At 33.6% G+C, this 25,306-nt stretch carries 23 protein-coding genes; 4 read left to right on the top strand and 19 right to left on the bottom strand.

The features are described 5' to 3' along the window. Positions 1-2: 2 nt before the first annotated feature. The 4 genes from ACX3PU_RS03445 (at position 3) to ACX3PU_RS03430 (ending at position 3,862) form a co-directional block, all read left to right on the top strand. Positions 3-983 (top strand): hypothetical protein, encoded by a 981-nt coding sequence (locus tag ACX3PU_RS03445; RefSeq protein ID WP_459083518.1) that lies wholly within the window; start codon positions 3-5, stop codon positions 981-983. Positions 984-1,091: 108 nt separating this feature from the next. Further along, positions 1,092-1,217 (top strand): transposase, encoded by a 126-nt coding sequence (locus ACX3PU_RS03440; protein ID WP_459083517.1) that lies wholly within the window; start codon positions 1,092-1,094, stop codon positions 1,215-1,217. Positions 1,218-1,495: 278 nt separating this feature from the next. After that, positions 1,496-1,900 (top strand): IS3 family transposase, encoded by a 405-nt coding sequence (locus tag ACX3PU_RS03435; protein WP_459083516.1) that lies wholly within the window; start codon positions 1,496-1,498, stop codon positions 1,898-1,900. 129 nt (positions 1,901-2,029) lie between these two features. After that, entirely contained in the window at positions 2,030-3,862 is a 1,833-nt protein-coding gene (locus ACX3PU_RS03430) for an acyltransferase family protein (protein ID WP_459083515.1), read from the top strand. Positions 3,863-4,199: 337 nt separating this feature from the next. On the opposite strand, the gene rfbA is transcribed toward ACX3PU_RS03430, so the two are convergent. The 19 genes from rfbA to ACX3PU_RS03335 all read right to left on the bottom strand — a co-directional run. Continuing rightward, on the bottom strand, positions 4,200-5,084 hold the full coding sequence (rfbA, locus tag ACX3PU_RS03425; RefSeq protein WP_459083514.1) for a glucose-1-phosphate thymidylyltransferase RfbA: 885 nt from the start codon (positions 5,082-5,084) through the stop codon (positions 4,200-4,202). A 71-nt stretch (positions 5,085-5,155) separates the two neighbouring features. Continuing rightward, positions 5,156-6,235, bottom strand: a complete 1,080-nt coding sequence (gene rfbB, locus ACX3PU_RS03420) for a dTDP-glucose 4,6-dehydratase (RefSeq protein ID WP_459083513.1) — start codon at positions 6,233-6,235, stop codon at positions 5,156-5,158. A gap of 24 nt (positions 6,236-6,259) precedes the next feature. Beyond that, a complete protein-coding gene (gene rfbC, locus ACX3PU_RS03415; RefSeq protein ID WP_459083512.1) occupies positions 6,260-6,805 on the bottom strand; it encodes a dTDP-4-dehydrorhamnose 3,5-epimerase in 546 nt (181 codons plus the stop codon). A 5-nt stretch (positions 6,806-6,810) separates the two neighbouring features. Continuing rightward, positions 6,811-7,941: a DegT/DnrJ/EryC1/StrS family aminotransferase gene (locus ACX3PU_RS03410; protein WP_459083511.1), complete on the bottom strand. Its 1,131-nt coding sequence runs from the start codon at positions 7,939-7,941 to the stop codon at positions 6,811-6,813. Between the two features lie 30 nt (positions 7,942-7,971). Beyond that, a complete protein-coding gene (locus tag ACX3PU_RS03405) occupies positions 7,972-8,586 on the bottom strand; it encodes an acetyltransferase (protein WP_459083510.1) in 615 nt (204 codons plus the stop codon). A gap of 5 nt (positions 8,587-8,591) precedes the next feature. Further along, on the bottom strand, positions 8,592-9,203 hold the full coding sequence (locus ACX3PU_RS03400; RefSeq protein ID WP_459083509.1) for a sugar transferase: 612 nt from the start codon (positions 9,201-9,203) through the stop codon (positions 8,592-8,594). An 11-nt stretch (positions 9,204-9,214) separates the two neighbouring features. Further along, positions 9,215-10,414 (bottom strand): glycosyltransferase family 4 protein, encoded by a 1,200-nt coding sequence (locus ACX3PU_RS03395; protein ID WP_459083508.1) that lies wholly within the window; start codon positions 10,412-10,414, stop codon positions 9,215-9,217. Between the two features lie 86 nt (positions 10,415-10,500). Beyond that, a complete protein-coding gene (locus tag ACX3PU_RS03390; RefSeq protein WP_459083507.1) occupies positions 10,501-11,667 on the bottom strand; it encodes a nucleotide sugar dehydrogenase in 1,167 nt (388 codons plus the stop codon). A 90-nt stretch (positions 11,668-11,757) separates the two neighbouring features. After that, positions 11,758-12,627, bottom strand: coding sequence for a glycosyltransferase family 2 protein (locus ACX3PU_RS03385; RefSeq protein ID WP_459083506.1), 870 nt, complete (start codon positions 12,625-12,627; stop codon positions 11,758-11,760). After that, the gene (locus tag ACX3PU_RS03380; RefSeq protein ID WP_459083505.1) at positions 12,624-13,421 is read right to left on the bottom strand and encodes a glycosyltransferase family A protein; all 798 of its coding nucleotides are present in this window, start codon (positions 13,419-13,421) and stop codon (positions 12,624-12,626) included. The genes ACX3PU_RS03385 and ACX3PU_RS03380 overlap by 4 nt, the downstream gene beginning before the upstream one ends. Beyond that, on the bottom strand, positions 13,411-14,454 hold the full coding sequence (locus ACX3PU_RS03375; RefSeq protein ID WP_459083504.1) for a hypothetical protein: 1,044 nt from the start codon (positions 14,452-14,454) through the stop codon (positions 13,411-13,413). Before ACX3PU_RS03375 ends, ACX3PU_RS03380 begins: the two co-directional genes overlap by 11 nt. Continuing rightward, positions 14,451-15,698: an O-antigen polymerase gene (locus ACX3PU_RS03370; RefSeq protein ID WP_459083503.1), complete on the bottom strand. Its 1,248-nt coding sequence runs from the start codon at positions 15,696-15,698 to the stop codon at positions 14,451-14,453. The genes ACX3PU_RS03375 and ACX3PU_RS03370 overlap by 4 nt, the downstream gene beginning before the upstream one ends. Further along, positions 15,695-16,615: a glycosyltransferase family 2 protein gene (locus ACX3PU_RS03365; RefSeq protein ID WP_459083502.1), complete on the bottom strand. Its 921-nt coding sequence runs from the start codon at positions 16,613-16,615 to the stop codon at positions 15,695-15,697. Before ACX3PU_RS03365 ends, ACX3PU_RS03370 begins: the two co-directional genes overlap by 4 nt. After that, positions 16,593-18,035, bottom strand: a complete 1,443-nt coding sequence (locus tag ACX3PU_RS03360) for a lipopolysaccharide biosynthesis protein (RefSeq protein WP_459083501.1) — start codon at positions 18,033-18,035, stop codon at positions 16,593-16,595. Before ACX3PU_RS03360 ends, ACX3PU_RS03365 begins: the two co-directional genes overlap by 23 nt. A 113-nt stretch (positions 18,036-18,148) precedes the next feature. Beyond that, entirely contained in the window at positions 18,149-20,509 is a 2,361-nt protein-coding gene (locus ACX3PU_RS03355) for a GumC family protein (RefSeq protein WP_459083500.1), read from the bottom strand. A 28-nt stretch (positions 20,510-20,537) separates the two neighbouring features. Further along, a complete protein-coding gene (locus tag ACX3PU_RS03350; RefSeq protein ID WP_459083499.1) occupies positions 20,538-21,359 on the bottom strand; it encodes a polysaccharide biosynthesis/export family protein in 822 nt (273 codons plus the stop codon). Between the two features lie 255 nt (positions 21,360-21,614). Then, a complete protein-coding gene (locus ACX3PU_RS03345) occupies positions 21,615-23,552 on the bottom strand; it encodes a polysaccharide biosynthesis protein (protein ID WP_459083498.1) in 1,938 nt (645 codons plus the stop codon). A gap of 414 nt (positions 23,553-23,966) precedes the next feature. Next, on the bottom strand, positions 23,967-24,827 hold the full coding sequence (locus ACX3PU_RS03340) for an RteC domain-containing protein (RefSeq protein ID WP_459083497.1): 861 nt from the start codon (positions 24,825-24,827) through the stop codon (positions 23,967-23,969). Between the two features lie 85 nt (positions 24,828-24,912). Then, positions 24,913-25,306: helix-turn-helix domain-containing protein (locus ACX3PU_RS03335; protein ID WP_459083496.1), on the bottom strand; the 394-nt coding region annotated here is incomplete at its 5' end.

Here is a 25,306-nt window from a genome sequence, read left to right as displayed (position 1 = left end):
GAATGAAAAAGTCAATACTTTATCTAGTTATTCTGATCGTTTGTACCTCTTGTAGTAAAAAACAATTGATTCAACCCATAAGTACAAATGATACAACACAAATATCCGACTTCAATATTATTATAGCACCTGATTTATCAAACCGAATCAACCCAGCAGTACATCCGAAACCTGTCAATGACACCCTCATAATAGCAGAATTAGTTGATAACATTCAAAATATACTTCTAATCAACCATCGGCAATTAAACCAAGAAGATTCTTATAAATTTGATTTTATTAACAGAGGAGTATTAAACCAGAATCTGGTGAATCCAAATCTTTTGTTCATTGATTTTTCAAAATTTAAAGGACAGCCAGGGGATCTGGTGGACTACGTCCGAAAATATTTAAAAACTGATGTCACTTCCTTTAAAAGAAGCGTTGGTGAGGTGTACAATAATGCATTAGAAAATCCCTCAGGCTCTGACATTTGGAACTATATTAACGAATCGATTTCATTGTCTCTTTCAGAACAGTCAATCAGTGACATCACCCCAGAAAACAATCCACCCGGAGATCCAATCCTCATTAAAAAGAAAGAAAATGTCTTAATTTTGATTACAGATGGGTATATAGAAAATATAAATAGTATGCCTAAGTACACATTTAACCAAAGGAATATTCAGGAAATTCGCGAGAATTATAGAGAAAGTGGTTTACAAGACTTGGAATCTTTTATTTTGTCAAACCCAGACTACCATTTAAAACCTACAAAGAACACTCTAGCAGGCGTTAATGTTTTAGTCTTAGAGCTTTACGATAGATCACTGGACGTGAATGGTGTTGCTAAATTCCATCCTACAGATTACCAAATCATGAAAGTCGTTTGGGAAAAGTGGCTCAAAGATTCAGGCGCCAAAAATGTAAAATTAGCTCCTCTAGTAACCAAAAAAGAAGAAGTATTTCCAATTCTAAATACCTTCCTATCGTCAATTAAATAGTCAGCACTTAACAACCGCTTACTTGTATGACCTTTTCCCAAAAAGCAGGATCAATTAAAAGTATAGATTTTTCGATAAAATAATTAATTTTAAACAAAGGAAAATCTAATGCAAAAGAGCAGATTTACAGAAAGCCAAATTGTTTTCGCATTGATGCAGTCTGAAACGGGAGTAAAAGTAGGAGAAGTATGTCGCAAAATGGGCATCAGTGAGGCAACTTTTTACAATTGGTAGAAAAAATTCGGAGGCTTGGGCATAACGGAACTTCGCCGTTTACTTCATCTGGAGGAAGAGAACAGGCAACTTAAAAAGCTGGTAGCGGATTTAAGTTTGGATAAGCAGATTCTTCAGGATGTTCTGAAAGAAAAGTTCTAAAGCAAGTTCAGAAGCGTGAACTGGCGAAAGGGATACAGCATGATTAATGGGTTTCTCAGCAAAGAAGCTGCCGTTTGGTATTTACAGCCCAGTGTTTACTATTACCATGCAAACAGGAGGATGATACGGCACCTTGAATGAGGCTCGTAGAACTTTCTAATATTCGTGTACGCTACGGAGTGCAGCGTTTACATATTCTTCTTAGGCGAGAAGGTTGGAAGGACAATCACAAAAGGATCTATAGAATCTATTGTGAAGAAGGTTTGAATCTGAGGAGAAAACGAAACAAAAGAATAAAATCTGCACGCTTCCCGGTTTCTACCCATGGCATTGCTTCTAGTTTACACGTGTGCTGCATCATGGACTATATGAGCGATGCCCTGTTTAAGATTGATAACGGACCGGAGTTTATCAGTAATGCATTGGACAGAGATTGGGAAAGTGGAAAATCTAGTGTGGTTGAGATGATTCATAAATCATATGAATGGAACGAAGATTTTTTATGTATAAAATTTAATGGATGGATATTTGAGGAAAGATAACGAATTAACAATTAAACATATTTTGCAAATAGAATTAAAATAGAGTACTTTCAAAATTGCAATATCCATTTTATAGGAGACTATCCCAAAAAATGAGTAATATTGCAAATTGACTAATGTGAAAAAAAAATGAAATTTAGAAATGATATTCAAGGATTAAGAGCAATCGCAGTACTTTTAGTATTTTTATTCCATTTAAAATCACAATTTCTTCCTGGAGGATTCATTGGTGTTGATATATTTTTTGTCATTTCTGGCTTTTTAATATCTAGCATCATTATGTCCCAAAAAGAACAAGGGAAATTTAATTTCATGGACTTTTATATTGGACGTTTTAAAAGGATCGTACCAGTATTAGGTATTGTATTACTTACAGTTCTTTTATGTTCAATATTTATATTTCTACCGACCGATATCTATGAGTTAAGAAAAAATGTATTCATGTCTTCGGTCTTTAATTCAAATAATTACCTAGCAACTTTAGATAATTATTTCGGAGCAAGCAGTAGTGAAAATCCATTACTTCATACTTGGACTCTTTCTATAGAAATGCAATTCTACTTTCTACTACCTCTTTTCATAATTTTTATTAATCGTAAATATCTCGCATTTTTTACAGCTGCAATAATTGTCGCCCTCCTTTCATACTCCTATTACAACAGTACATTCCTAAATCAGCAAGGATTGATGTATTTTTCTTTATTTGCGAGAATACCAGAATTTTTAATTGGAACTATTTTTGCGATTTTATTAAAAAAAACAAAAAGTAAAGGGAAGAAGATTCCTCGACAAAATGAACTATCTCTTATAGCACTAATACTAATTATTGCCTGTGCAATAATATTTAATGAAACTGATAATTTCCCAGGTTTAATAGTCTTGTTTCCTTGTTTAGCAACAGGTATATTACTAGTTTGCGAAAATTCTATTATATCCAAATTCCTAAGCAATAAATTATTCGTGCACATAGGAGAACTGTCCTATTCTATTTATCTTTGGCATTGGGTCATCATGGCCTTTATACGATATTATAATGTAGAATATGCGTTCAACTTATTCGAAGTCGTAATTATTATTATTTTAACCTATTCTCTATCCTGGTTATCATACTATTATATTGAAACACCTTTTCGAAAATCAAGCAATAAAACATTTACACTACGATTATCAGCTATATATGCATGTCTTGCTATTCTGGTTATTACGCTTCCAAATCTAAATTCTAAATTCATTGAAATTCCAAAAAGGTATTCATATACACAAATTGGAGTAGCATCGCATGCACATAATTTTGAAAAGGTTGAAGTACTTGGTGATATTCATGCTAAAAGCGACTCAATCCTCCTTTTAGGTGATTCACACGCGCTAATATATAAATCAATTCTTGATACAATTGGTAAAGAAAATAAATTTAAATTCAGGACAATCACAAATAATCTATATCCGACCATTCCTGGAATATCAGAAACTGACTTTTCAGAAAAAAGATTTTTCAACCAATACAAAAAGTTAATTGCAAAAACCAATCACGAAATTAAACAAAGTAAAACTATAATTATTTCATCTATCTGGTCAGATAAAATCCCTTCCCTACCAACTGCCGTTAACAAATTACTAAAAAACCTCAATAAAGATCAAAAAGTAATCATTTTAGCTGATTTTCCATCTCTAAAACAAAATCCTTTACGTATTTATAGAGGAATTACGACTGAAAAACAAAATTATAATTTTGAACCTACAATTAAAGAAATACCTAATGCTATTTTAGCGTTAAAGGATATTTATTCAAACTTATATATTTTAAATATTGATTATCAAAAAGAATTTCCAAATCTTCCATTTATCAATGATACAATAGCGTATTATGATCAGGGGCATCTAAATCAATATGGTAGTCAAGCATTTGGAGTTGCGTTTAGTAAAAGACTTAACAAATCATTACAAGAAATCATCAGTAAATAAAAACTATAATATTCTTCGAAATTTACATTTTGAACATATACAGCGGACTTTCACTGCTGTGTTACAACACACAATATGAGCACCCTGCCTATCCCAAGCATTTTAATATTGATAACGCATAGTATATCAGTAAGTAACACTGGACAAATAGGACCAAATATCTAGGCGAGGTCAATACCTAAATCATTCAAAAGGTAGTAGAGAATTATTTGTCGAAGTCAAAAAACGGATCAACAAATACCATTAAAAAAGCTCTTCAACGAGTTGATTGAATGAACCCCAGTTACAGGTACAAAAAGGCAGCTTAAAATCAATTCAGAAACCTTAAAAAGGCGATCTAGAACTGTTGAGGAATTTCAACAGGATAAGTTAATTTTATTAAATATTCCCCATAACCACTCTTGCCATATATAACAGCAGACTCAAGCAATTGATCTTTATTAATGAATCCTTTTTTATAGGCAATTTCTTCAATACAAGATATTTTAAATCCTTGACGCTTTTCTAGGACCTTAACAAATTCAGAGGCCTCATGTAGTGAATCGAAAGTCCCCGTGTCTAACCAGGCTGTTCCCCTGCTCATAACCCCAACTTCTAATTGATTTTTTTCTAAATAAATTCTATTTAAATCAGTGATTTCAAGTTCCCCTCTAGATGACGGTCTTAAATTCTTAGCATATTCCACAACAGAATTATCATAAAAATATAATCCAGGAACGGCATAATTAGATTTAGGTTCCGTCGGTTTCTCTTCAATAGAAATTGCTTTATAGTTGTCATCAAATTCAACAACTCCATAACGCTCAGGATCAGATACCTGGTAAGCAAAAACACAACCTCCTGTGACTTTAGTTTTACTTTCGAGTAGACTTGGAAGGCCTGCACCATAAAAGATATTATCACCTAATACCAAGGCGACTGAATCTTTCCCGATGAATTCCTCACCAAGAATAAATGCTTGCGCCAATCCATCCGGAGAAGGTTGAACTTTATACTCAAACTTGCAACCAATTTGCGAACCGTCTCCAAGTAGTTTTTTAAAAGCATCTTGGTCATGTGGCGTTGTGATAATCAATATTTCTTTTATTCCAGCCAGTAGCAATACCGACAACGGGTAATAAATCATTGGTTTATCATAAACAGGCATTAATTGCTTACTTACTGCAATAGTGAGTGGATATAGTCTTGTTCCTGATCCGCCTGCTAATATTATTCCTTTCATAATGTGTATTTTTGGTTGCTGAATGTTCTACAGGTATTTCCCAAATAGATTAGAAAATCGTCTTCGGGAGTCTACTTATATTGGTTCTCATAATACTTTTGATATCCTCCCGAAGTTACGTTATCGAGCCATTCTCTATTTTCTAAGAACCAATCAATGGTTTTACTAAGTCCTTCCTCGAATGTCACAGAAGGTTTCCACCCTAAATCGTTGGCAAGTTTAGTCGCATCAATCGCATAGCGCTTATCATGACCTGCTCGATCTTTCACAAACGTAATTAAATTAGTTGAGTGCCCCACTGGTTTGCCTGCTTTTTCATCGACTTGCTTTATCAATTCCTTGACCAAATCTATATTCTGCCATTCATTCCATCCACCAATGTTATATGTTTCACCGGTTTTTGCTTCGTGGAAAACCTGAAAGATTGCTTTAGCATGATCAATAACATACAGCCAGTCTCTAGTGTACTTTCCGTCACCATAGATTGGTAGAGGTTTTTCATTTAAAATATTGTGAATACATAGGGGTATCAATTTTTCAGGAAAATGATTTGGACCATAATTATTGGAACAGTTTGATATAATAAATGGAAGTCCATATGTATTCCCGTATGCTCTAACTAAATGGTCTGAGGCTGCTTTGCTGGCAGAGTAAGGCGATTTCGGATCGTATGCAGTATCTTCTGTAAAAAAGCCAGTTTCTCCTAAGGCTCCATAAACTTCATCAGTAGAGACATGGTAAAAAAGATTCTTCCTTCTCCCATCCGGAAAATTGCCATGAGTATGCTCCTGATCAAGTGTCCAATGATCTCTACAAATATTAAGCAGATTGGCAGTTCCCACGACATTAGTATTAATAAAAGCATTAGGATCTGTGATGCTTCTATCAACATGTGATTCGGCGGCAAGATGAATCACAGCATCCGGCGAATATTTATTGAATACTTCTCGGAGTTCTTCGGGTTTCGTAATATCTGCTTTTTCAAAATCATAATTTGATTTGCTTTCAATATCCTTAAGGTTTTCTAGATTCCCTGCATATGTAAGTGCATCAATATTAATAATTTTTGTTTCGGGTAAACGAGTTACAAATTCGCGAACAACATGCGAACCTATAAATCCAGCACCCCCTGTGATAATTATCGATTTCATCTCTAAATTTCTTTTATAAATTATTTAAAAGTCAGCTTGCTCAAAAGTATGTTGATTCTTATCTTTTTCTGAAATAACTGCTTCGGCACTTGGAATCTTCCAATCTATTTGCAAAGTGGAATCATTCCATAAAACACCACCTTCGGACTCTTTATTATAATAGTTATCGCACTTATAAGCAAAAACTGCACTTTCACTTAAAACTGAAAATGCATGCCCAAACCCTCGAGGAATATAAAATTGAAGTTTATTTTCAGCGGAAAGTTCAACACCAAACCACTTTCCAAAAGTGGGGGATTCTTCGCGCAAATCAACTGCAACATCCCAAACGACACCTTCAAGGCACGAAACCAATTTGGCTTGCGCATGTTCTCCCTTTTGTAAGTGTATACCTCTAACTACACCATATGATGATTTTGAGACATTATCTTGTACAAAATGTCCGTTTTGTCCTGTAAGTTCTTCGAATCTTTTTTGATTGAATTTTTCATAGAAATACCCACGTTCATCAGTAAAGACTGTAGGTTTTAATACTACGCAACTAGAAAGCGGGGTTTCACGTATTATCATATTTATTATTTTAATTGTACAATCACGTTTTTAATACGCTTCCGGTCATCGTTAGATAAGTTGGATCCAGACGGTAGACATAAGCCATTACTAAAAAGGTCTTCTGCTACTGAAGCACCATAGTAAGGAGAACTTTGAAAAACGGGTTGCAGATGCATTGGTTTCCAAAGTGGTCTAGATTCAATATTATCTTTCTCTAAGGCTAATCTTAGATCTTCTCTATTAAAGCCTGCAGTGGCTTCATCTACGACAATTGCGGATAACCAATGGTTTGAAAAATAGTCTTCACTCGGTTCATTAAACACAGTTATACCTTCAACATCTTGTAGTAGATCTTGATAAAATTCATTCATACGTCTTCTAGCCTCTACTCGATCGTCTAAGACCTCCATTTGACCTCTTCCTATTCCTGCTGAGATATTACTCATTCGATAATTGTATCCAATCTGAGAGTGTTGATAATGCGGAGCTTGATCTCTAGCTTGAGTTGAAAGAAATACGGCCTGATCTTTATCTTCTTTAGAATGACAAACTAGTGCACCTCCACCAGATGTTGTAATGATCTTATTTCCATTAAAGGATAAGACACCAAATCTACCGAAAGTTCCACAAGCAATTCCTTTATAGGTGGATCCCAATGCTTCAGCCGCATCTTCAATCACTGGAACATTGTACTTTTTCGACACAGCCATTACTTCATCAACCTTAAATGGCATACCATATAAGTGTACCGCTATAATAGCTTTGGGTGTCTTCCCATTTGCGATTCGGTCTTTTATCGCGGTTTCCAAAGCTATTGGACAAATATTCCATGTTTCAGGTTCGGAATCGACAAATACGGGAAGTGCACCTTGGTAAGCAATAGGGTTAGCCGAAGCTGAGAAGGTCATGGACTGACAAATCACTTCATCTCCAGCTTTAACGCCGCACTCAATCAACGCCAAATGCAATGCAGCGGTCCCGGCTGAAAGTGCGGCAACCTTAATATCCGCCTTTAGATATTTTTCGATATCTTCTTCGAAACCATTTACATTAGGACCTAGTGGAGCGACCCAATTAGCATCGAATGCTTCATGGATATATTTCAATTCATTGCCTCCCATATGTGGAGACGAAAGCCATATTTTTGAGTTCATATCTGTTTTGTCTTATTTCGTTGATTTTATTCAGTGAAAGGGGTTCAAGTTACTTTTAATTATTCGACCTGGATTTCCAACAACGGTACTATAATCCGGTACAGCTCCTAAAATTACAGCTCCTGCACCTATTGTACACCATTTTCCGATCTTAACGCCTTGAATTATATTAGCACCAATACCAACATGAGTACCTTCTCCAATTGTAACATTTCCGGCTAATCCTACATTAGGAGATATATGGGCAAAATCTTCTATTACACAATCGTGATCAATCGAAGCATTTGTATTTAATATGCAGTGCCTCCCAATCATGCATTCTGAATTTACGATAACTCCTGCCATCACTACGGTACCTTCTTCTATTTTTGCACGATTAGAGACAGTAGAATTGGGATGAATCAATGTCCGAAATGACATATGGGTATTTGCCTCACATATTCTCTTTCTAATCACATTATTGCCAATACATATGGTTGTCATTACATTATTTTGTGGGAACGTATGTTGTACAGGATAATCCATGAATGAATTCTTTGTCTTGTCTTCATCAATAAATGCCAGTATCTTGAAATCATTAAGCTCAGCAATATCTGCAATTACTTTTCCATGACCACTAGCACCAATTAAATAAATTTCTGCCATACATTCTACGTTTTAATGTTCCCTCTAAATGGTTCAGCAGTTACTTGTCCGTCTTGGGAAATACCTTCACTTTTAAACACTTTTGAGATTGTTCTAACAAATATAGTAAGATCCGTTCTAAAGCTAACATGATCTACATACCAAACATCAAGTTCAAATTTTCTCTCCCATGATATGGCATTTCGACCATTTACTTGTGCCCATCCTGTAATTCCTGGACGAACCTCATTCCTTCTACTCTGAAATTCATTATATAAGGATAAATATTGCGGCAGTAAAGGTCTCGGTCCAATTAAGGACATATCCCCTTTCAATACATTGATTAGCTGCGGAATTTCATCTAGGGATGTTCTTCTCACAAATGCTCCAATCGGAGTAAGGCGATCAGCATCAGAAAGTAAATTGCCCTGGATATCCTTCCTATCATTCATAGTTTTAAACTTGATAATTTTGAATATTTCTTCGCTTTTACCAGGTCTTCTTTGAAAAAAGAAAGGTTTTCCTTGGTTTGAAAAAAAAAGCCCCAGCATCACAATAATAAAAATAGGACTAAGTACTACAAGTCCAATCAGCGAAAGTATAAAATCGAAAACACGTTTAAAATAAAGTCTATACATATTAAAAAATTCTACCGTAGTTTACCGAAAACATTTTGCACCACCTCAACAAACTCTTTTGTGAGTATAGATTTATCATATTTATTTTCTGCCAAAGCTCTGGAATTTAGACCCATTTCTTTAACTACCTCAGGATGGTTTTGCAAGTATTTTATCTTCTCCACTAAATCTTGTGGTTTTTCTGGATTTACATAAACGCCACAATTAAATTCTTCAGCAATATCCTTTGTCCAACCTGCAGAATTAACAATAATAGGTTTTCCAGCAGACAGGGAATCAAAAAGCTTGTTTGGTGAATTTGTATATAAAATTGGTAAATTTTTAAACGAAATAATCGAAGCATCCGCAATATTTACAATTGCAGATGTCTCGCTCATAGAAAACTTACCTAAAAACTTTACATTATTTAATTCATTCAATCTACATTCTTCAATTAATTGTGCTTCTGTAGAGCCACCACCAACAAAAAGAAACTCAATCGAATTGTCATCTTTTAAAATTTTTGCAGACTCAATAATAGTATCTGCTCCATTCGCAATCCCAAGTGAACCAAAGTGGATTATTTTGAAACTCTTCTCTTCGAGACCCAGCTGATCTATTAATTGATAGTCCTTTACCCGTGGCCAGAACTCATTAATTTTGGCCATATTAGGAATCATTGAGGTCTTATTTTTAGAAATATACTTAATCACACCATGTTGCATTCCTGGAGAAAGCGCTACAACATGCCTAGCATTTTTATAAAGCAGTTTTTCCAAATAAAGTGCTATTCGTCTAATTGTAGTATTATTAAGCGCACCCATCTGAATTGGCACCTCAGGCCACAAATCTCTTACTTCAAAAATATATGGAATCCGTTTGAACCATTTCAAAAGAAGTGCTGGAATACCAATAGTTAATGGTGTAGATGTGGCAATAACTAGGTCAACGTCCTTTTCCACTATTGCAATCCTACTTGCTTTATACATAAAACTCATAAATGCAGTTAGACGTTTCATTACACTCATGTTTTGATCATATCCCTCCTTGACATAAATGACATCTATACCATCTACATTAACCCTTTTCATTTTCTCATCAAACTTGCTTGAAGAAGTAATCATAGTGACATTATAACCATTTCTAATAAGCTCTTGGGCAATCCAATACGATCTTGTTCCACCAGGTTCTTTTGGAGTAACAAAATATTGATGGATATATAAAATTTTCATACAACTAAAAAATTATCTGCATTAAGTTTGAAAAGAAGAAAAGTATTTAACTAATTGTCAATCTATATTATTGTTAATTAAATATATTAATCACTACCAAATAAATCTCTAGTATAAACCTTATCAGAAACGTCAAGTAACTCCTCTGATTTTCGATTAGAAATAATCACATCGCAATCTCGCTTAAAAGATTGTAAATCACTTGTCACTTTTGATCCGAAAAACAATTCTTCTTCAAACGCAGGCTCATAAACTATAACTTCTACTCCTTTAGCCTTGATACGTTTCATAACACCTTGTATTGCGGAAGCTCTAAAGTTATCTGAACCAGATTTCATGATTAACCGAAATACGCCAACTGTACGCGGGTTCTTCGCTAGGATTGAATCTGCAATAAAATCCTTTCTTGTTCTATTGGCATCAACTATGGCTTGCATAATATTATTCGGGACGGACGCATAATTTGCAAGCAATTGTTTGGTGTCTTTCGGTAAACAATATCCTCCGTATCCAAATGAAGGATTATTGTAGTGGTTTCCAATTCTTGGATCCAACCCAACACCTTCGATAATTTGTTTTGAATTTAAATTATGCACTTGAGCATAACTATCTAATTCATTAAAATAAGCCACACGTAAGGCAAGGTACGTATTCGAAAATAATTTAATTGCTTCCGCTTCATCTGAATCAGTAAATAGAATTGGAATGTCAGTTTTTACCGCACCCCCAGTTAATAAATTCGCAAATGTCTTAGCACGCTCACTTTGTTCACCAACTATTATCCTCGATGGATATAGATTATCATACAACGCTTTACCCTCGCGAAGAAATTCTGGAGAGAAAATAATATTATTAAATGAAAGTTTCTCCTTTATTGATTGTGTAAATCCAACAGGAACTGTAGATTTAATTATTACAACAGCAGAAGGATTATATTTGATAACATCATCTATTACCGTTTCCACCGATTTCGTATTGAAATAATTTGTTTTAGTATCATAATCCGTAGGCGTTGCAATAATAACAAAGTCAGCTCCAGTGTATGCGTCTATCTTATCGGTTGTCGCCTTAAAATCTAATTCACGATTTTTTAAAAAATCATGAATTTCCTTGTCTTCAATTGGAGAAACCCCATAATTTAGCATTTCAACTTTTTCAGCAACTATATCTAATGCTACCACTTCATTATGCTGAGCTAATAACATAGCATTGGACAGGCCAACATACCCAGTACCAACAATTGTAATCTTCATTCTCATTATATTTAAAATTAATTTTATTGCAATATTCTTTAATATAAATATGTAGTCGTAAAACCACTTATTCTACTAACATTTAACATCTCAAATATGACGTTTTACGACTTGAAAGCAATTATAAATGAAAAGTTTAGGTGAAATTAGAAAACTTTTAAAAAAGTACTTTAAAATTAAACCAATAGACATAGGCCTTATACTTTTGAAAAAAATATTGAAATAATGTATAAAATAAATCTCACGCTGATCATCTAAGGGTAATTTATCGATTTCAAACCTAAATTTATTTAAAAAATAAAGTTTAGTAACTTCCAATTTCTTCCCATACAATATATTTTCTCCATCTTTTACTCCATCTTTCACAAGAAATTCATTTACAAACCCAAGCTTGCTAGTTTCACAAAAACGTAGCACTAAATCATAATCTTGATGCCTTTCTAAATTCTCATCAAAGCCTCCGATTTGAAGTAATTTCTCCCGCTTAAACATCAATGTAGACGTTGGACATAAACTTATTTCTTTCAAAATTGCAATTGAAAGGTCGCCCTCGAGATAAGAATACTCGAACTTATTAACGCGATCTAATTTGCAATAAACCCCATCAAACTCATCTAAATTTGATCGTAAATACTCTAATTGTTTCTCGACATTCTTCCTCATAAATTGATCATCATCATCCAAGAAACAAATAAAATCACCATTGGAAGCCCTGATTCCCTGATTACGCGCATATGCTCCATTCACATTTGAAGGGTAATCGATCAATTTCACCCTAGGATCTTTATGATTAGCAAAATTCTCAATGACAAAATCGGAGAATGCTCCTGGACCATTATCATTCACTATAAAAATCTCCAAATTTTCAAAAGATTGTAAAATTACTGACTGAACAGCATCAACAAGCAACTGTGTTCGCTTATATGTTGGTATTACAACACTTACAAGAATATTTTTCATTTGTTTCTAATAATTTTATATTTATTCTGACCGCGCAGAAAAGCAGTAGTTGCCTGAACAATGGATATTGTTTTATTATATTTTCGATATTTTCTAATAAGAAACTGGAGCAAAAATAGAACTGAAAACGCACCAAAAAACTCTTTAGAAAACGCACCCTTAGACTCAAAATATTCCTCATTAAATCCTTTGAACCAAGAGGAAGAATCAAAATAAACAAAGCAAAGGTTTGCAGGATAAAAATAAATTTTAAGTCCTTTATCACGGCAATCCTTTAAAAATAAATTTTCTTCCCCGGAAGTAAAGATAGAACCTGCACCAAATAAATTATTAAACTTTATATCATTAGAAACAACTGAATCACGTTTAAAGGTAATTCTGACAGAATTCACCTTTAATAAATCAAAAAAATTAAGCAATCGCGCTTTTGACCCGAGATTTGATGGACGACGATCTTTATCATTAGTTGAGTAGTTGAAAATGATAATATCTGCATCAGGCAATGACTCATATGCTTTGCAAATAACCGTTTCATATTCTGAGACATATTCAATATCATCATCAGCTATAACACATACATCACCGGAGCTACTTAATAATGCCAAATTTCTACTTTTGCTTAGTCCTCGGTCTTCGTTACTTATAATACGTCCATCTTCATTACTACATTGTAAATTAGGGTATCTCTCAAAATCAGTTTGATTCACAACAGTATAACTAGAACTCACTTTCATGTTATCAAGAAATTTCATGTCGGTTCTAAACATTGTCGATATCAGCATTTCAATCTTCATAGTTGAATTTTTTATTTAATAGTAAAACAGATACGGCGTGTGATACGCGAAAATACGTTGTGCTTTTCTGCAGAATAGGAATGCGACTGACTAATTGTTCTGCAGAATTCCCATATCTTCCTAATTTTAAAAATCCATCTATCATCCATCTATTATCACCGATTATTGGTCCACTTCCATCAAGATAATATGTCACAGTTCCATTAGGTTTTATGATATTTGCTGCAAGTAATTTAATGAATGGATTAATTGCAACTCCTTTCCTCGTTGAAATATATTCATCATATGATATAAAATATGAAATTTCAGAATTAGCATGTGAAACATCTTGCCAACTTTGATTTTCACCATTTAATTGAAAAAACAACCGCCAAGGCTTTCCCGTAGAATAGAAATTCGATGAGTAAAATTGACGGTTAAATTCTTCATATAGATTTTTATATTTTAAATCTCTTGTAATCAGCCATAAATTCATTCCAATATGGGCCCACTGCGCAAATAGATTTGCCGTATTACGATAAACATTCCATTTTCCTCTATGAAGCCATTTTTCGTATACATTACGTTCAACAAAAGTAACTAGATAATGTATTTTTCGGAGACTAACTGATCCTTGATTTTTCGCTAAAAAAAGAGTATTAGTTCCATACCTCCACAAGAAACTATCATGTAATGAATATTCTTTACCATCATCGCCAAATTGTGAATGGCTTAAATTCTCCCACCCATAAAAATCATCTCTAAATTGGCTTCTTTTGAGATTTTTTGAAATTCTTGCATTAGAGGCCACTCGCTCGAGAATACTTAAGGCTTGCATTAGATACTTCGGATCATTAGAGTATCGATACATATTATTAAATGTGTCAATATACTGCGCTAATTTGTAATTTGACCAACTATCATTACTTATAATTAGCTTTTCGATTTCAAGTTTATCAAGTCTAACCTCCGAATTATATAATGAAATCAAATCTTGACTTCTCAAAAGTGTCGAACTAAGAACAAAAAAAATAATAAAAAATAACCCTCTCATTTTAGTTTCGGTTTTTGAAGTATTATTATCAAAAACGTAATGATACAAAATAATATAAATACACCACCACTTGGTTGCCAAAAAGGATAATAGAACAAACCTTGTAGAAGAATTAGAGATACGACAATCAGTATAAAAATATTAGCACCTGCATACCTAGATCTTCTGCGAATGAATACTATATTGCATATAATCATTAGAAATATAAATATATATAATCCGACATGCCCTAGGTCAACAAGTATATCTCCCAAAAATGTGTAGAAAATACCTATATCCATGCCTGAAAATCTATAAACATAATTTCGATATTCTTCCAAACTAAAGTCTCCACTAAATAATAAGTCGATTAGTGGGAAGATACGACTAAACTCAATAGTGACGTTCGAATAATTATTGAAAAAATAATTAAAATTTATAAATGGCTGTCCAATATACTCTAAAATGCTTTGATACATATCTTCATGCCCCCATCTAGATATAGTGATTAAAGCAAAATAAAATAAAATTCCTACAAATAAAATTGTGATTAGCGCCTTAATATATCTATTTGCTTTTGAACTTAAAAACCTATTAAAAAGTAAATAGAAAAATACCATTGTTAATATCCAGTATACAATTTGCGTTCTTCCTGCAATTGTAATACTGCTAATTACTGTTGATAAAGAAGATAATAACAACAACAATTTCATTAATATTTGACTTTTCTTACATGATAAATAGAAAAATATTAATATTGCGATTGGCCACAAAGCACTAATATAATTTGACACTACTTTTAAATAGTAATAAATACCACTATATTCACCAACATTAATTTGGTCCGAATACACTTGTGACCTTATGTCGGAAAAATCGGAAAAATCTAACTCCTGAATATCTTGAAACGTAAAATAGCAAACAATAAACAAATTCGCTATAAAAAAATATTTCAAAACATTCGCAATCTTAGTAAAGCGATTACTACGTAGTAAGTTACTAATGCCAAAATTTACGTCATAATTAAGTATAGGTTTTGTAATAAAAAAAATGGCAAAGCAATAAGTAAAAATGGGAACGATTGTGATATCTCTTTTAAGCAAAAACAATGGATCTCTTCGAAACCCTTCACTATTGAATAATAAAATAGAAAAAAATGCACTGAAAGTATATATTACCATAATATATACACCAACATTTAAACCATGTTTTCTCCAATAGAAAATGGTCAAAATTAATAAAATTAGAAATGGTAAATATATCATAAAATCCAATTTACATTCTCTAACTTTTCTAAATTTCGTGATTTAGAAATCTGCGCAGCATTTTTTAAAATATTAAGTATTGCTTCGAATTGAAACTGCCCTCTTTGGAACTTAAACATCATAAAGAAAGCTGGAACTTTTACGATCGCAATAAAATTGATGCAACAAAGCTCAAGCACATTTCGATTTATATCTAAATTATTCAACAATAGTGTCCTGTAGACTTGCCTGCTGTTAAATAATTTGACGTTACCAAATTGAACTCTATCATGACTAATAAATGTCTCAAATACCAACTTAACTTTTAAGCCATGATAATTCAATCTATGCAAATAATTATTATCTTCTCCATAATGATAAAATAAAGGATTGAATCCACCAACTTTCCTAATAACTGAAATGGGCAAAAACCAAAAAGCTGCATTCACAAAACTAATCTCTTCTGCTTTATGCTGACCGCATACATTTAAATCATCTATACCATTACCTCTATCAGTAACTGGAAGCGTATTTAAATAAAAATTATGGTCAAAAGCTGAATTATCACCGTTTAAATGTAAAGGTGATAAAACAGTACCTCTGTCATCATATTTGAGAAGGCAGCTAATAGTATCTGACTGCAGATAAACATCTTGATTCATTAATATTACATGAGTAGCATTAATATTCAATGCATATTTTAGTCCTAAATTATTCCCTTGTCCGAAACCTAAATTAGTTGTATTAGGTAAAATTTTTACATCCTTAAAATTACTTCTAATAAAATCCGTAGTACCATCTGAGGAACCATTATCAATTATAACAGGGATTAACTTGACTTTCGAAGAAAAAAGTGATTCAAGACATCTCTCTATCCATTTCATTCCATTGTAGGTTACTATAATTACAACAATTTTATTCTCCGTTTTTTCTAACATAATTTTTTATATAATTGAAAATTGAAAAAAGCTGACAAAAATGAAAGCTGACAGATATAGCTGCTACCAACAAGAGGAGCATAACAATGAAATTCAAGAGCAAACTTCCAAGAGTGGAAATAATCAGTAAACTAATGAAAATGTACACTAACGTAATTATACAAGGTATTCCAATTACCTTGAAAAATACTCCTATCCTACTTTTAAATACAAATTTATATAAAACTATAAAACTTTTTAAGAAGTTAAAAGTAATCGCAACATTATACAAAATTAAAGTGTACTCAAGTGATTTTAGAACACCCAATCCAATTACTAAGGATAAAATAATAAAAAAAGTTGACAATAGACCATCAAAAAATAATATTTTAGTCGAGTTCGTAGCTTGAAATATGCTCCCCGCTGACGAAACAACCATCTGTAATCCAATAGTCAGACTCAATAATTCAAAAATAGGAATCGCAGGTTGCCAATTAGGACCATACACGGTATCAATAATAAATTTGGCATTAAAGAAAAGCAGAACACTTAAGGGGAAACCAATTGATGCTAACGCGCCAACTATTTTTTCATATTTTTTGCGAATAACTTGCACGTCATTTTGATAATCTGAAAGGATAGGATGTGCAACTAAGTTAATAACATTGCTAATATTAGTAACAGGTAATAACATTAGCCTATATGATTTCTCATAGTAACCAAGGACACTGAATCCTAAAGCTTTCCCAATAAAGATATTATCTAAGTTTCGGCTGAAATAATTAAAAAATGTGAACAAAAACTGGTAAATGGAATATGAAAATATTTTATTTATGGTTTTACTTACAGATGCGAACGAAGGGACAAGTTTAAAAGGTAGATAACTTACCACAAATAGAATAAAGTTCCCAAGTATTGGCGAAATTAATAATGCATAAATCCCCCCACCTAGAAAAGCATATATAATTGCAATTATACCACACCCAAATTGAATTATAGTATTTCTAATACTTATAAATTTAAATCTTCTTTCCCTCAACAGTATACCATTGGGAACCATATTTACAATAGCAAAGAATAAAGAAATGCACAATAAACGAAGAATCTTTGTTAAATTGGCTTCCTCATAAAAAGAAGAAATTAATGGGGCAAAAAGAAATAAAATTAAACTAAAAATGCTCCCAGCAATAATTGTTAAGCTAAAAATGTTAGACATATCTATCGCTTTTAATTCCTTCTTCTGAACAATTGCGGAACTAATTCCAGATTCACTTATGATAGAGAAAAATGTACTGAAAACTATAGCAATAGTTATAATTCCAAAAGCTTCAGGTTGAATTAATCGCGCTAGTATAGCCGTTACTAATAAATTCATAAATATACCTGAATACCTGGAAAGCGCAGTAAATAACACACCTCTTACAAAAACAGATTTACTCATTGAAAAAAATTAATAACATCAATTCGCCTTATATTTAGCGGAATATGTCCGCAAATGGTATAATCTTGTAGCTTCAATTTGCCAATTGAACACTTGAAAAAAAATATAAACCATTAATTTTTTAACCTTTCTTTAAATTTTTGATAAATACTTTTCTCTTTAGCTCCGTATCCATAACCATATTTATTCCCATAACCAAAGTGACTTTTCGGTACATCATTAATAACAAATCCCACATTTTGGAGCTTATTCGAATCGATATTGTTGTTAGCGAACTCTAGCAATGATTTTTCAGTATATCCAGATCTTGTAACGTAAATAGTCGCATCCGCTAGGTCAGAAATCAAGAACGTATCCGTCACCAGCATCAAAGGAGCCGTATCAAAAATAATATAATTGTACCTGTCCTTCAACTCATCCAATAGCGTAGCAACTCGACCATTACTCAGTAGTTCTGTTGGGTTTGGAGGAATTGTTCCAGTATAGATAACATCCAAATATGGATTATTCTCTGAAGTATGAACAATCGAATCTAACTTAGTTGATTCATCGTACAAATACTCAGTAAATCCATTTAGTTTCTTTGCAAACGCCCCATAACGCTGAAACTGTGGATTCCGCACATCAGCACCAATGATAATAACACGTTTAGTAGGGGCTGCTAATACCATTGCAAAATTGACTGATACAAACGTTTTCCCCTCTCCCTTTACTGACGATGTTACCATAATTACATTGCTGGAGCGATCTTTAGGAATCATGAAATTTAAATTTGTACTCAATATTCTAAACGCTTCCGCAAGTGGTGACAAGTCATTCAATGTCACAACTTCAGACTGACCCTTCTCAACAGATGGAATTTCTGCAAGTACTGGGGATTTTGTGAGTTTTTCGATATCATGCTTGGAATTCACTTTATTATTAAATAGTTCTAACAAATAAATTATACAGAAAGGAATAAGCAATCCAACAAAAAGTGCTCCTAAATATATTAACTTCTTTTTAGGAGAAACTGGCTCTTCACTACTATAAGCTTTATCAATAATTCTAGCTTTTGGAGCTGTGATTGCGAGTGAAATAGCGGTCTCTTCCCTTTTTTGTAATAGCAGTAGATACAAACTCTCTTTAATTTGTTGCTGCCTTTCAATACCTCTAAAGATTTTCTCTAAAGATGGTATTTTTGAAATCTTTCCTGCAACTTTATTTTGTTCTTGTTGGTATTCTCTTGTAGCAATATTTAGCCCATTTCGATTACTTTGTAAACTTTGTATGACAGAAGACCTCATGGATTTAATCTGCTTGTTCAAATCAATAACGCTTGGGTGTTGTGCTGTAGCGGATTCTAAAAGGCGATTTCTCTCCATCACCAATTGATTATATGTCATGATAGAACTTGCTACTTCAGGATTGTTCAATCCAATGTTGCTTGGTAATATCCCTGTCTTCTGCCTATTTAAATGACTTATAAGAGCATTAGTAAGTTCTAATTGTGCATCCACTTCTAACTGTTTGGATCTAGCTTCTTGCGCAGTTTGTAAACTAATCTGTGCTTCTGTAGCTAAATCTGTAATTCCATTAGATGCCTGGAATCTCTCCTTCTCCGATTCCACGTCTCCTAATTCGGCTGCAAGAATATTAATTCTTTCGTCAATAAATTCTTTTGTTTTCTGAGCTTCCGAATTTTTATCTGCAATCGCATCTTCATTATAAGCAAGTACTAGACTATTCAGAATTCGCTCTGCTTTTCGTTTCTCTGGATAATTTATACTTAATTCAATCACAGAGGTATTCTTACCAACTAATGTAGCATACAGAAGATTTTGTAATTCATTGATTCTTTCTTCTTTCGTTGTAAAAAATAATTTTAAATTAGAATACCGATCTATTCCATTATATGCAGGGTTCTTAATGATTAAAATATTAGCATAGGGTAAACTAATAGTCCTATTATATGTCGTTTTAATGTCTTTTTTTAGTTCTTCAGAGCTCAATAATAAATTCTCTCCATCAATATTTATGTTAATTGGTAATGAAGGTCGAATAGCATCTGCTTTTTCAGAAATAACCTTTATCAACAAGGGAGCTGTGACATCAAATAACTCTGTATTTTTTATCGTTGCGTCGGTAGTAATTTTAGTTTGAAGATTGTTATTTACAACTACCTCACGCATCAATTTTTTAGATTTGAAAATCTCTAATTCGTTATCAACACTACTACTTTGCAAACCACCAATACCTGACAGATCTTGCAAGAGGCCTTCTTCTAGTGATGAAGCTTTTTTGGCATCTTTTATTAATACAGTTGAAGTAGTTTTGTAAATAGGTGTTGTATACCGCAAGTAAATAACTGCGAGGATGAGTAAAATAGCTGCTGAAACCACGAACCAAATCCATCGCCTTAAGTAAGGTTTTAGAAGTTCTTGTAAGTTTAATTCACCAACTGGGGTGCTTTCGTTATAGGTATCTTGATTCATTATGGAACTAATTAGGAATAGCTTATTTTTATTTTCTGACCACTAATGCGATAATAGTAACTAAAATGGATGCAATCGAGATGTAAATCGAATTATTCGGATCTCTTTTTGATATTCTCTCTTGAGTTTTATTTGGTAACACATAAACTACGTCACCTTGAACCAAATTATAATAGGGTGAATTTATAAAATTGGCATCTGTTAAGTCAATTCTAGCCTGAGACACTTGCCCACCTTCATTTCGAATTACTAGGACATCATCCCGTTTCCCATAGACGGTTAGGTCACCCGCCATTCCAAGAGCTTCCAATAAAGTGGCACGGGCCTCTGGTACTAAAAATTTACCAGGACTACGAACTTCTCCTAAAACAGAAACTCTATAATTAGAAAGCTTAATATTAACAGATGGCTCTTTAATATACTGTTTGATTTGAGAACGAAGAGATTCCCCTAATTGATCAACCGTTAGACCATTTGCATTCACTTTACCAAGTACTGGAAAATCAATCTGTCCATCAGCTTCAACCCTGTATGTCGGTACTGCTATTGGGTTTTTTGTAGCAATCTGATTACCAGCAGGTGTACTTCCATCCCTAATTGTTTGTCCTGAAGAGTAATTTTGGTTGAACGGCTTTGCTACATCAACATCTAATGCGGAAATAATAATTTGAACTTCATCCCCAACTTGTAAATGGGATTGTGTGTTACTTTTGGATTCTTGCAGCGCTACTTCTTCAATATTTTTCATATAATGAAGTGCATTCTCGTCCTTGTTTGCATTTCTACCTTCAAATGTTTTGCAGGAAGAAAGAATCAAAAGAGCAAATAACAATAAATAAGCGTATTTCATAGTTTAAGGGTATTGTAAAAGTAACATTTATTTTGAGTCGAACTTAATAGAATGTATTAAATAATCTATAATAATTCACTTACATCAATTAATTTCAAACTAAGGTCGGAAATTAAATCAAAAATGCAATCTATGCTATTCTTTTTAAATATTATTGAGGTAGCTACAATTAGCTAAAATTAATTCTTTTAAAAATAAAGTCTCTCTTACAAATAGCATACCACCTTCAAATTAAAATGTAGCACATGTATCATCTTAGAGATGTGCATCTAATTCTTCGTATACTGAGTTATTACTAATATATTCTGGTACAATTTGTTTTAAAGCTCTTACCACTTCTCTTTTCTCTGGTCTTTCAGAAACTGCCACCAATTTTTCTACCATGTAACTGATATCCGCATAAATCATTGTTGGATCTTTTGATATCATGATTTTATCATTATGCGTTGGGAGTGTTTTTGTATCGTCACTTAGTAATTCTTCGTATAATTTTTCTCCTGGTCTTAACCCGGTAAAAATAATTTTGATATCTCTTTCTACTTCATAACCAGAAAGTTTAATCATTCGCTTGGCTAAATCTAGGATCTTCATAGGTTCTCCCATATCGAAAACAAAGACTTCACCACCTTCTCCCATTGTTCCCGCTTGAAGTACAAGCTCACAAGCTTCAGGAATGGTCATGAAATATCGGGTGATCTCAGGATGGGTAATGGTAACTGGACCACCTTCTTCAATCTGTCTTTTAAACAATGGAATTACTGAACCATTTGATCCTAGTACATTGCCAAAACGGGTGGTGATAAACTTAGTAGTATTTCCCTCGATATTTTGAAGAGATTGAACAAAAAGTTCGGCCGTTCTTTTTGTAGCACCCATTACATTCGTTGGGTTCACTGCTTTGTCTGTGGAAACCATAACAAAGCGGTTCACTTTAAATTCACTTGCGAGGCAAGCTAAATTCTTACTTCCTAGAACATTCGTGAATATAGCTTCGTGCGGATTCTCTTCAACCAACGGCACGTGCTTGTATGCAGCAGCATGGTACACCATGGAGAACTTATACAATTCAAAGACGGAACGAAGTCTTGAATAGTTCGCCACATCTAGCATCACAAACTTGAAATTAATGTGTGGGAACAATTTTTTAACCTCGTGCTCGATTTCATAAAGAGGAGTTTCCGCTTGGTCCAAAACCACAACAAGGGCTGGATCAAACTGTGCCACCTGACGAACAATTTCACTACCAATAGATCCTGCGCCTCCAGTAATTAATATATTCTTTCCGTGGTGTCTTCTCTTTACTTCTTCACTTTCGATCTTAATCGGCCTACGGTTAAGCAAATCTTCAATTTGGAGATTCTTAATCGTATTCCCCAAATCGTTCTCTCTTAATTTCTGAACAGAAGGAGCTTTGTAAACTTGAATATCTTTAGCAAGAAATAGGTTCACCCAGTCATTCATTTCTTGGCGAGACATCATTTCCTTGATCACAAGTACACCATCAATATTAAGTTCTTCCCTGGTACAACTCTCAATTTTGTCCTTCGTCAAAATGGGTTTTCCAAGGAGTCTCACACGATTTGAATCTTGACGAGAAGTCAAAAAGCCAGCCAAGTGATAAGGCAAATGCGTATTGTCTAATATTACTCTTGCTATTGCAACCGATTGATCATCTATTCCAAGTACAAGAATTCTTTTTTTCGATGCGCTTCTTTTAAATTCTCTTGCTAATTGAAACACTTCCTTTACAATAAGTCTGAAAACAAAAAGCAGTGTAAAAGATACTGCGAAATACACCACCAGAACCGGCGTTCTTACCACTTTCATATCTGCAAAAATAGATGCAAACAGATTGGTAAGCTCAAGTGTAACCGCGCTACAAAAACTCGCGGCAAGTAGTTTAAATAAGTCAATAAAAGTAGAATGCCTAATAATACCTGAATAGGTGCGAAAGAGAAACATAAAAAATACGTTCACTCCCACAATTAAAAGGTATTTGCTAAAAAGGCTTAAGGAATTGTATGGCGAAACCCCAAGAGTGAAAAGGATTCCATAAGAAAGAACCACGGAAACCAAAAGAATGAGCACGTCAATAAACAAGATGATCCATCTAGGTAAATAGCGAATCTCTGTCAAGTTTACAACGTTGTCTCCAACATATATTTTTTTCAGAAGCTCCCGGATTGTCTTCATCTTATCATTTGTGTTTTCAGATCTTAATTAGTTTATCGTATCTAAAATTAAGACTTCTAATTTTTGCAATAGAATGAGATCACTTTCAATTGTGTACGCATCCTTTGATTTGCAAATATAGAAGTTATTTTCAATACACTTACGTTGTCTATTCGCCGAATATTAATTATTAAATTGGTATAACTTCGGATTAAGTTTAGAAATAGTTAAATCAATTAATATAATTTAACGTTAGCTACCAAATTTCGTGCCTTTATACAGCCAAATATACAATTATTATTCTACTACGATAGGAGGCATTAAGAAATCTAAAATGATATGCAAGAAAAATTTAAATGCATAGCATGGTATTTTAGGATGGAGAGAAACGCAAAAATTGATCGGTTTCCAGTTTCAGGTGCTTTTACTCAGAAATCATTTCCCATCCGTCTCTTCAAAAGCCTTCACCAGCACCTCACTCATTTGGTTTAGAAATTTCGTTCTCTCTGTTTTCCTATCTCTAATTTCCCCAAGGGTTTTGTGGTAATTTCCAAGATCAACGTTGAAACATGTTTCAAAGGTTTTGACCACTTTGGAAAATTCTATAGCTCCCTGGTTAAAGGCCTTCATTTGCTGAAGTCCATAGAGCACTTCTACTAAACCTGCCTTTGAAGCACTCCACTCTAGCGGCGATTTTTGAGATATTATATTCTGCATGTATAAATCGTCCAGTCCTTGCAATCGTTGACTAAGGTATAGTTCGTATTTATCATTTGCGATTATGAGAGCCACAAGTCCATCATGGGATGTCGAAAAGTTTTCATCGTGACTATGCAAAGAAAGTGACTGAGTTACATACAGATCATAACTAGACCTAAGGAAAAACGGATCATCCAAATAGCTTGCTCCTTTTCTGAAATAAGCTATGAAATCTCTATTTTCAATCGCAAATTGCCCTAGCATTTCAAGTTGCTTTTCTAGGACCTCCTTTACATTTTCTTTCCCTGCTTTGGGAATGGTAGATTCAAGTTCAATTATTTTTGATAAAAAAATAAACTCCGAAATGAATTTTGGTTTAATTTTTTTAAAGAACTGAATCTCTGAGGCCATGTTACTAAATACATGGAAATGAACCAAGGACTTAAGTCGTCGGATGTACTCATCCGTTCTCATTAAATTGTATTGATAATTTTCTAAATTCGATGAACTGTTCGACAGAGGGTCTACGTCTTCTAGTTCGCTGGTTAGTTCAAGCCATAAAGACTCAGCCCCTTCCAGTAGTTGGGATGATTGCATGTTAGGTGGTGGTTTGTTTTTCTTTCTATTTTAATTTGCTTTCTTTCATTGGTTGTGTTTTTATTTTTGTGCATAGCTATCTTGCTTAGCCATCTCGCTCCTTTTTAACTCGCTGCATATATTCTTTTGGACTGACTCCAAAAAGTTCGTGAAACAACTTCGAAAAGATTTGACGACTTGCAAAGCCGGCCGTCTCTGCAACGCCCTGAACTGACAAATTCATGAGTTTTGCAGACTCATTTATTTGCCTTGCCGCATACTCCAATCGAAGTCGATTGATATAGGAACTGAAATTTTCTTTTTTTGTAGTCTTAATCACATAGCTAATAAGCCTAGGGGGTAATTCAAGTTGTTGTGAAACATCCTCTACTTTAATCCCTTTCTGTACAAAACCTCGATCTCTCTCAAATTGATTTAATGCAGGTATTGCGGAATTAATTTGATTTTCTGTGAAAGGTTCGGAGGGCCCCTCTACTGTT

The organism is Chryseobacterium sp. A301, from assembly GCF_054489425.1.
This window is presented reverse-complemented; position numbering and strand designations above follow the sequence as displayed.

Coding starts and splice junctions, on each gene's coding strand:
- ACX3PU_RS03400 (WP_459083509.1), bottom strand. CDS start 9,203: ATGTATAGACTTTATTTTAAACGTGTTTTCGATTTTATACTTTCGCTG.
- ACX3PU_RS03385 (WP_459083506.1), bottom strand. CDS start 12,627: ATGAAAAATATTCTTGTAAGTGTTGTAATACCAACATATAAGCGAACA.
- ACX3PU_RS03365 (WP_459083502.1), bottom strand. CDS start 16,615: ATGTTAGAAAAAACGGAGAATAAAATTGTTGTAATTATAGTAACCTAC.
- ACX3PU_RS03410 (WP_459083511.1), bottom strand. CDS start 7,941: ATGAACTCAAAAATATGGCTTTCGTCTCCACATATGGGAGGCAATGAA.
- ACX3PU_RS03390 (WP_459083507.1), bottom strand. CDS start 11,667: ATGAAGATTACAATTGTTGGTACTGGGTATGTTGGCCTGTCCAATGCT.
- ACX3PU_RS03380 (WP_459083505.1), bottom strand. CDS start 13,421: ATGAAGATTGAAATGCTGATATCGACAATGTTTAGAACCGACATGAAA.
- rfbC (WP_459083512.1), bottom strand. CDS start 6,805: ATGATAATACGTGAAACCCCGCTTTCTAGTTGCGTAGTATTAAAACCT.
- ACX3PU_RS03375 (WP_459083504.1), bottom strand. CDS start 14,454: ATGAGAGGGTTATTTTTTATTATTTTTTTTGTTCTTAGTTCGACACTT.
- ACX3PU_RS03340 (WP_459083497.1), bottom strand. CDS start 24,827: ATGCAATCATCCCAACTACTGGAAGGGGCTGAGTCTTTATGGCTTGAA.
- ACX3PU_RS03360 (WP_459083501.1), bottom strand. CDS start 18,035: ATGAGTAAATCTGTTTTTGTAAGAGGTGTGTTATTTACTGCGCTTTCC.
- ACX3PU_RS03350 (WP_459083499.1), bottom strand. CDS start 21,359: ATGAAATACGCTTATTTATTGTTATTTGCTCTTTTGATTCTTTCTTCC.
- ACX3PU_RS03440 (WP_459083517.1), top strand. CDS start 1,092: ATGCAAAAGAGCAGATTTACAGAAAGCCAAATTGTTTTCGCATTGATG.
- ACX3PU_RS03355 (WP_459083500.1), bottom strand. CDS start 20,509: ATGAATCAAGATACCTATAACGAAAGCACCCCAGTTGGTGAATTAAAC.
- ACX3PU_RS03430 (WP_459083515.1), top strand. CDS start 2,030: ATGAAATTTAGAAATGATATTCAAGGATTAAGAGCAATCGCAGTACTT.
- ACX3PU_RS03395 (WP_459083508.1), bottom strand. CDS start 10,414: ATGAAAATTTTATATATCCATCAATATTTTGTTACTCCAAAAGAACCT.
- ACX3PU_RS03370 (WP_459083503.1), bottom strand. CDS start 15,698: ATGATATATTTACCATTTCTAATTTTATTAATTTTGACCATTTTCTAT.
- ACX3PU_RS03345 (WP_459083498.1), bottom strand. CDS start 23,552: ATGAAGACAATCCGGGAGCTTCTGAAAAAAATATATGTTGGAGACAAC.
- ACX3PU_RS03435 (WP_459083516.1), top strand. CDS start 1,496: ATGAGGCTCGTAGAACTTTCTAATATTCGTGTACGCTACGGAGTGCAG.
- rfbA (WP_459083514.1), bottom strand. CDS start 5,084: ATGAAAGGAATAATATTAGCAGGCGGATCAGGAACAAGACTATATCCA.
- rfbB (WP_459083513.1), bottom strand. CDS start 6,235: ATGAAATCGATAATTATCACAGGGGGTGCTGGATTTATAGGTTCGCAT.
- ACX3PU_RS03405 (WP_459083510.1), bottom strand. CDS start 8,586: ATGGCAGAAATTTATTTAATTGGTGCTAGTGGTCATGGAAAAGTAATT.
- ACX3PU_RS03445 (WP_459083518.1), top strand. CDS start 3: ATGAAAAAGTCAATACTTTATCTAGTTATTCTGATCGTTTGTACCTCT.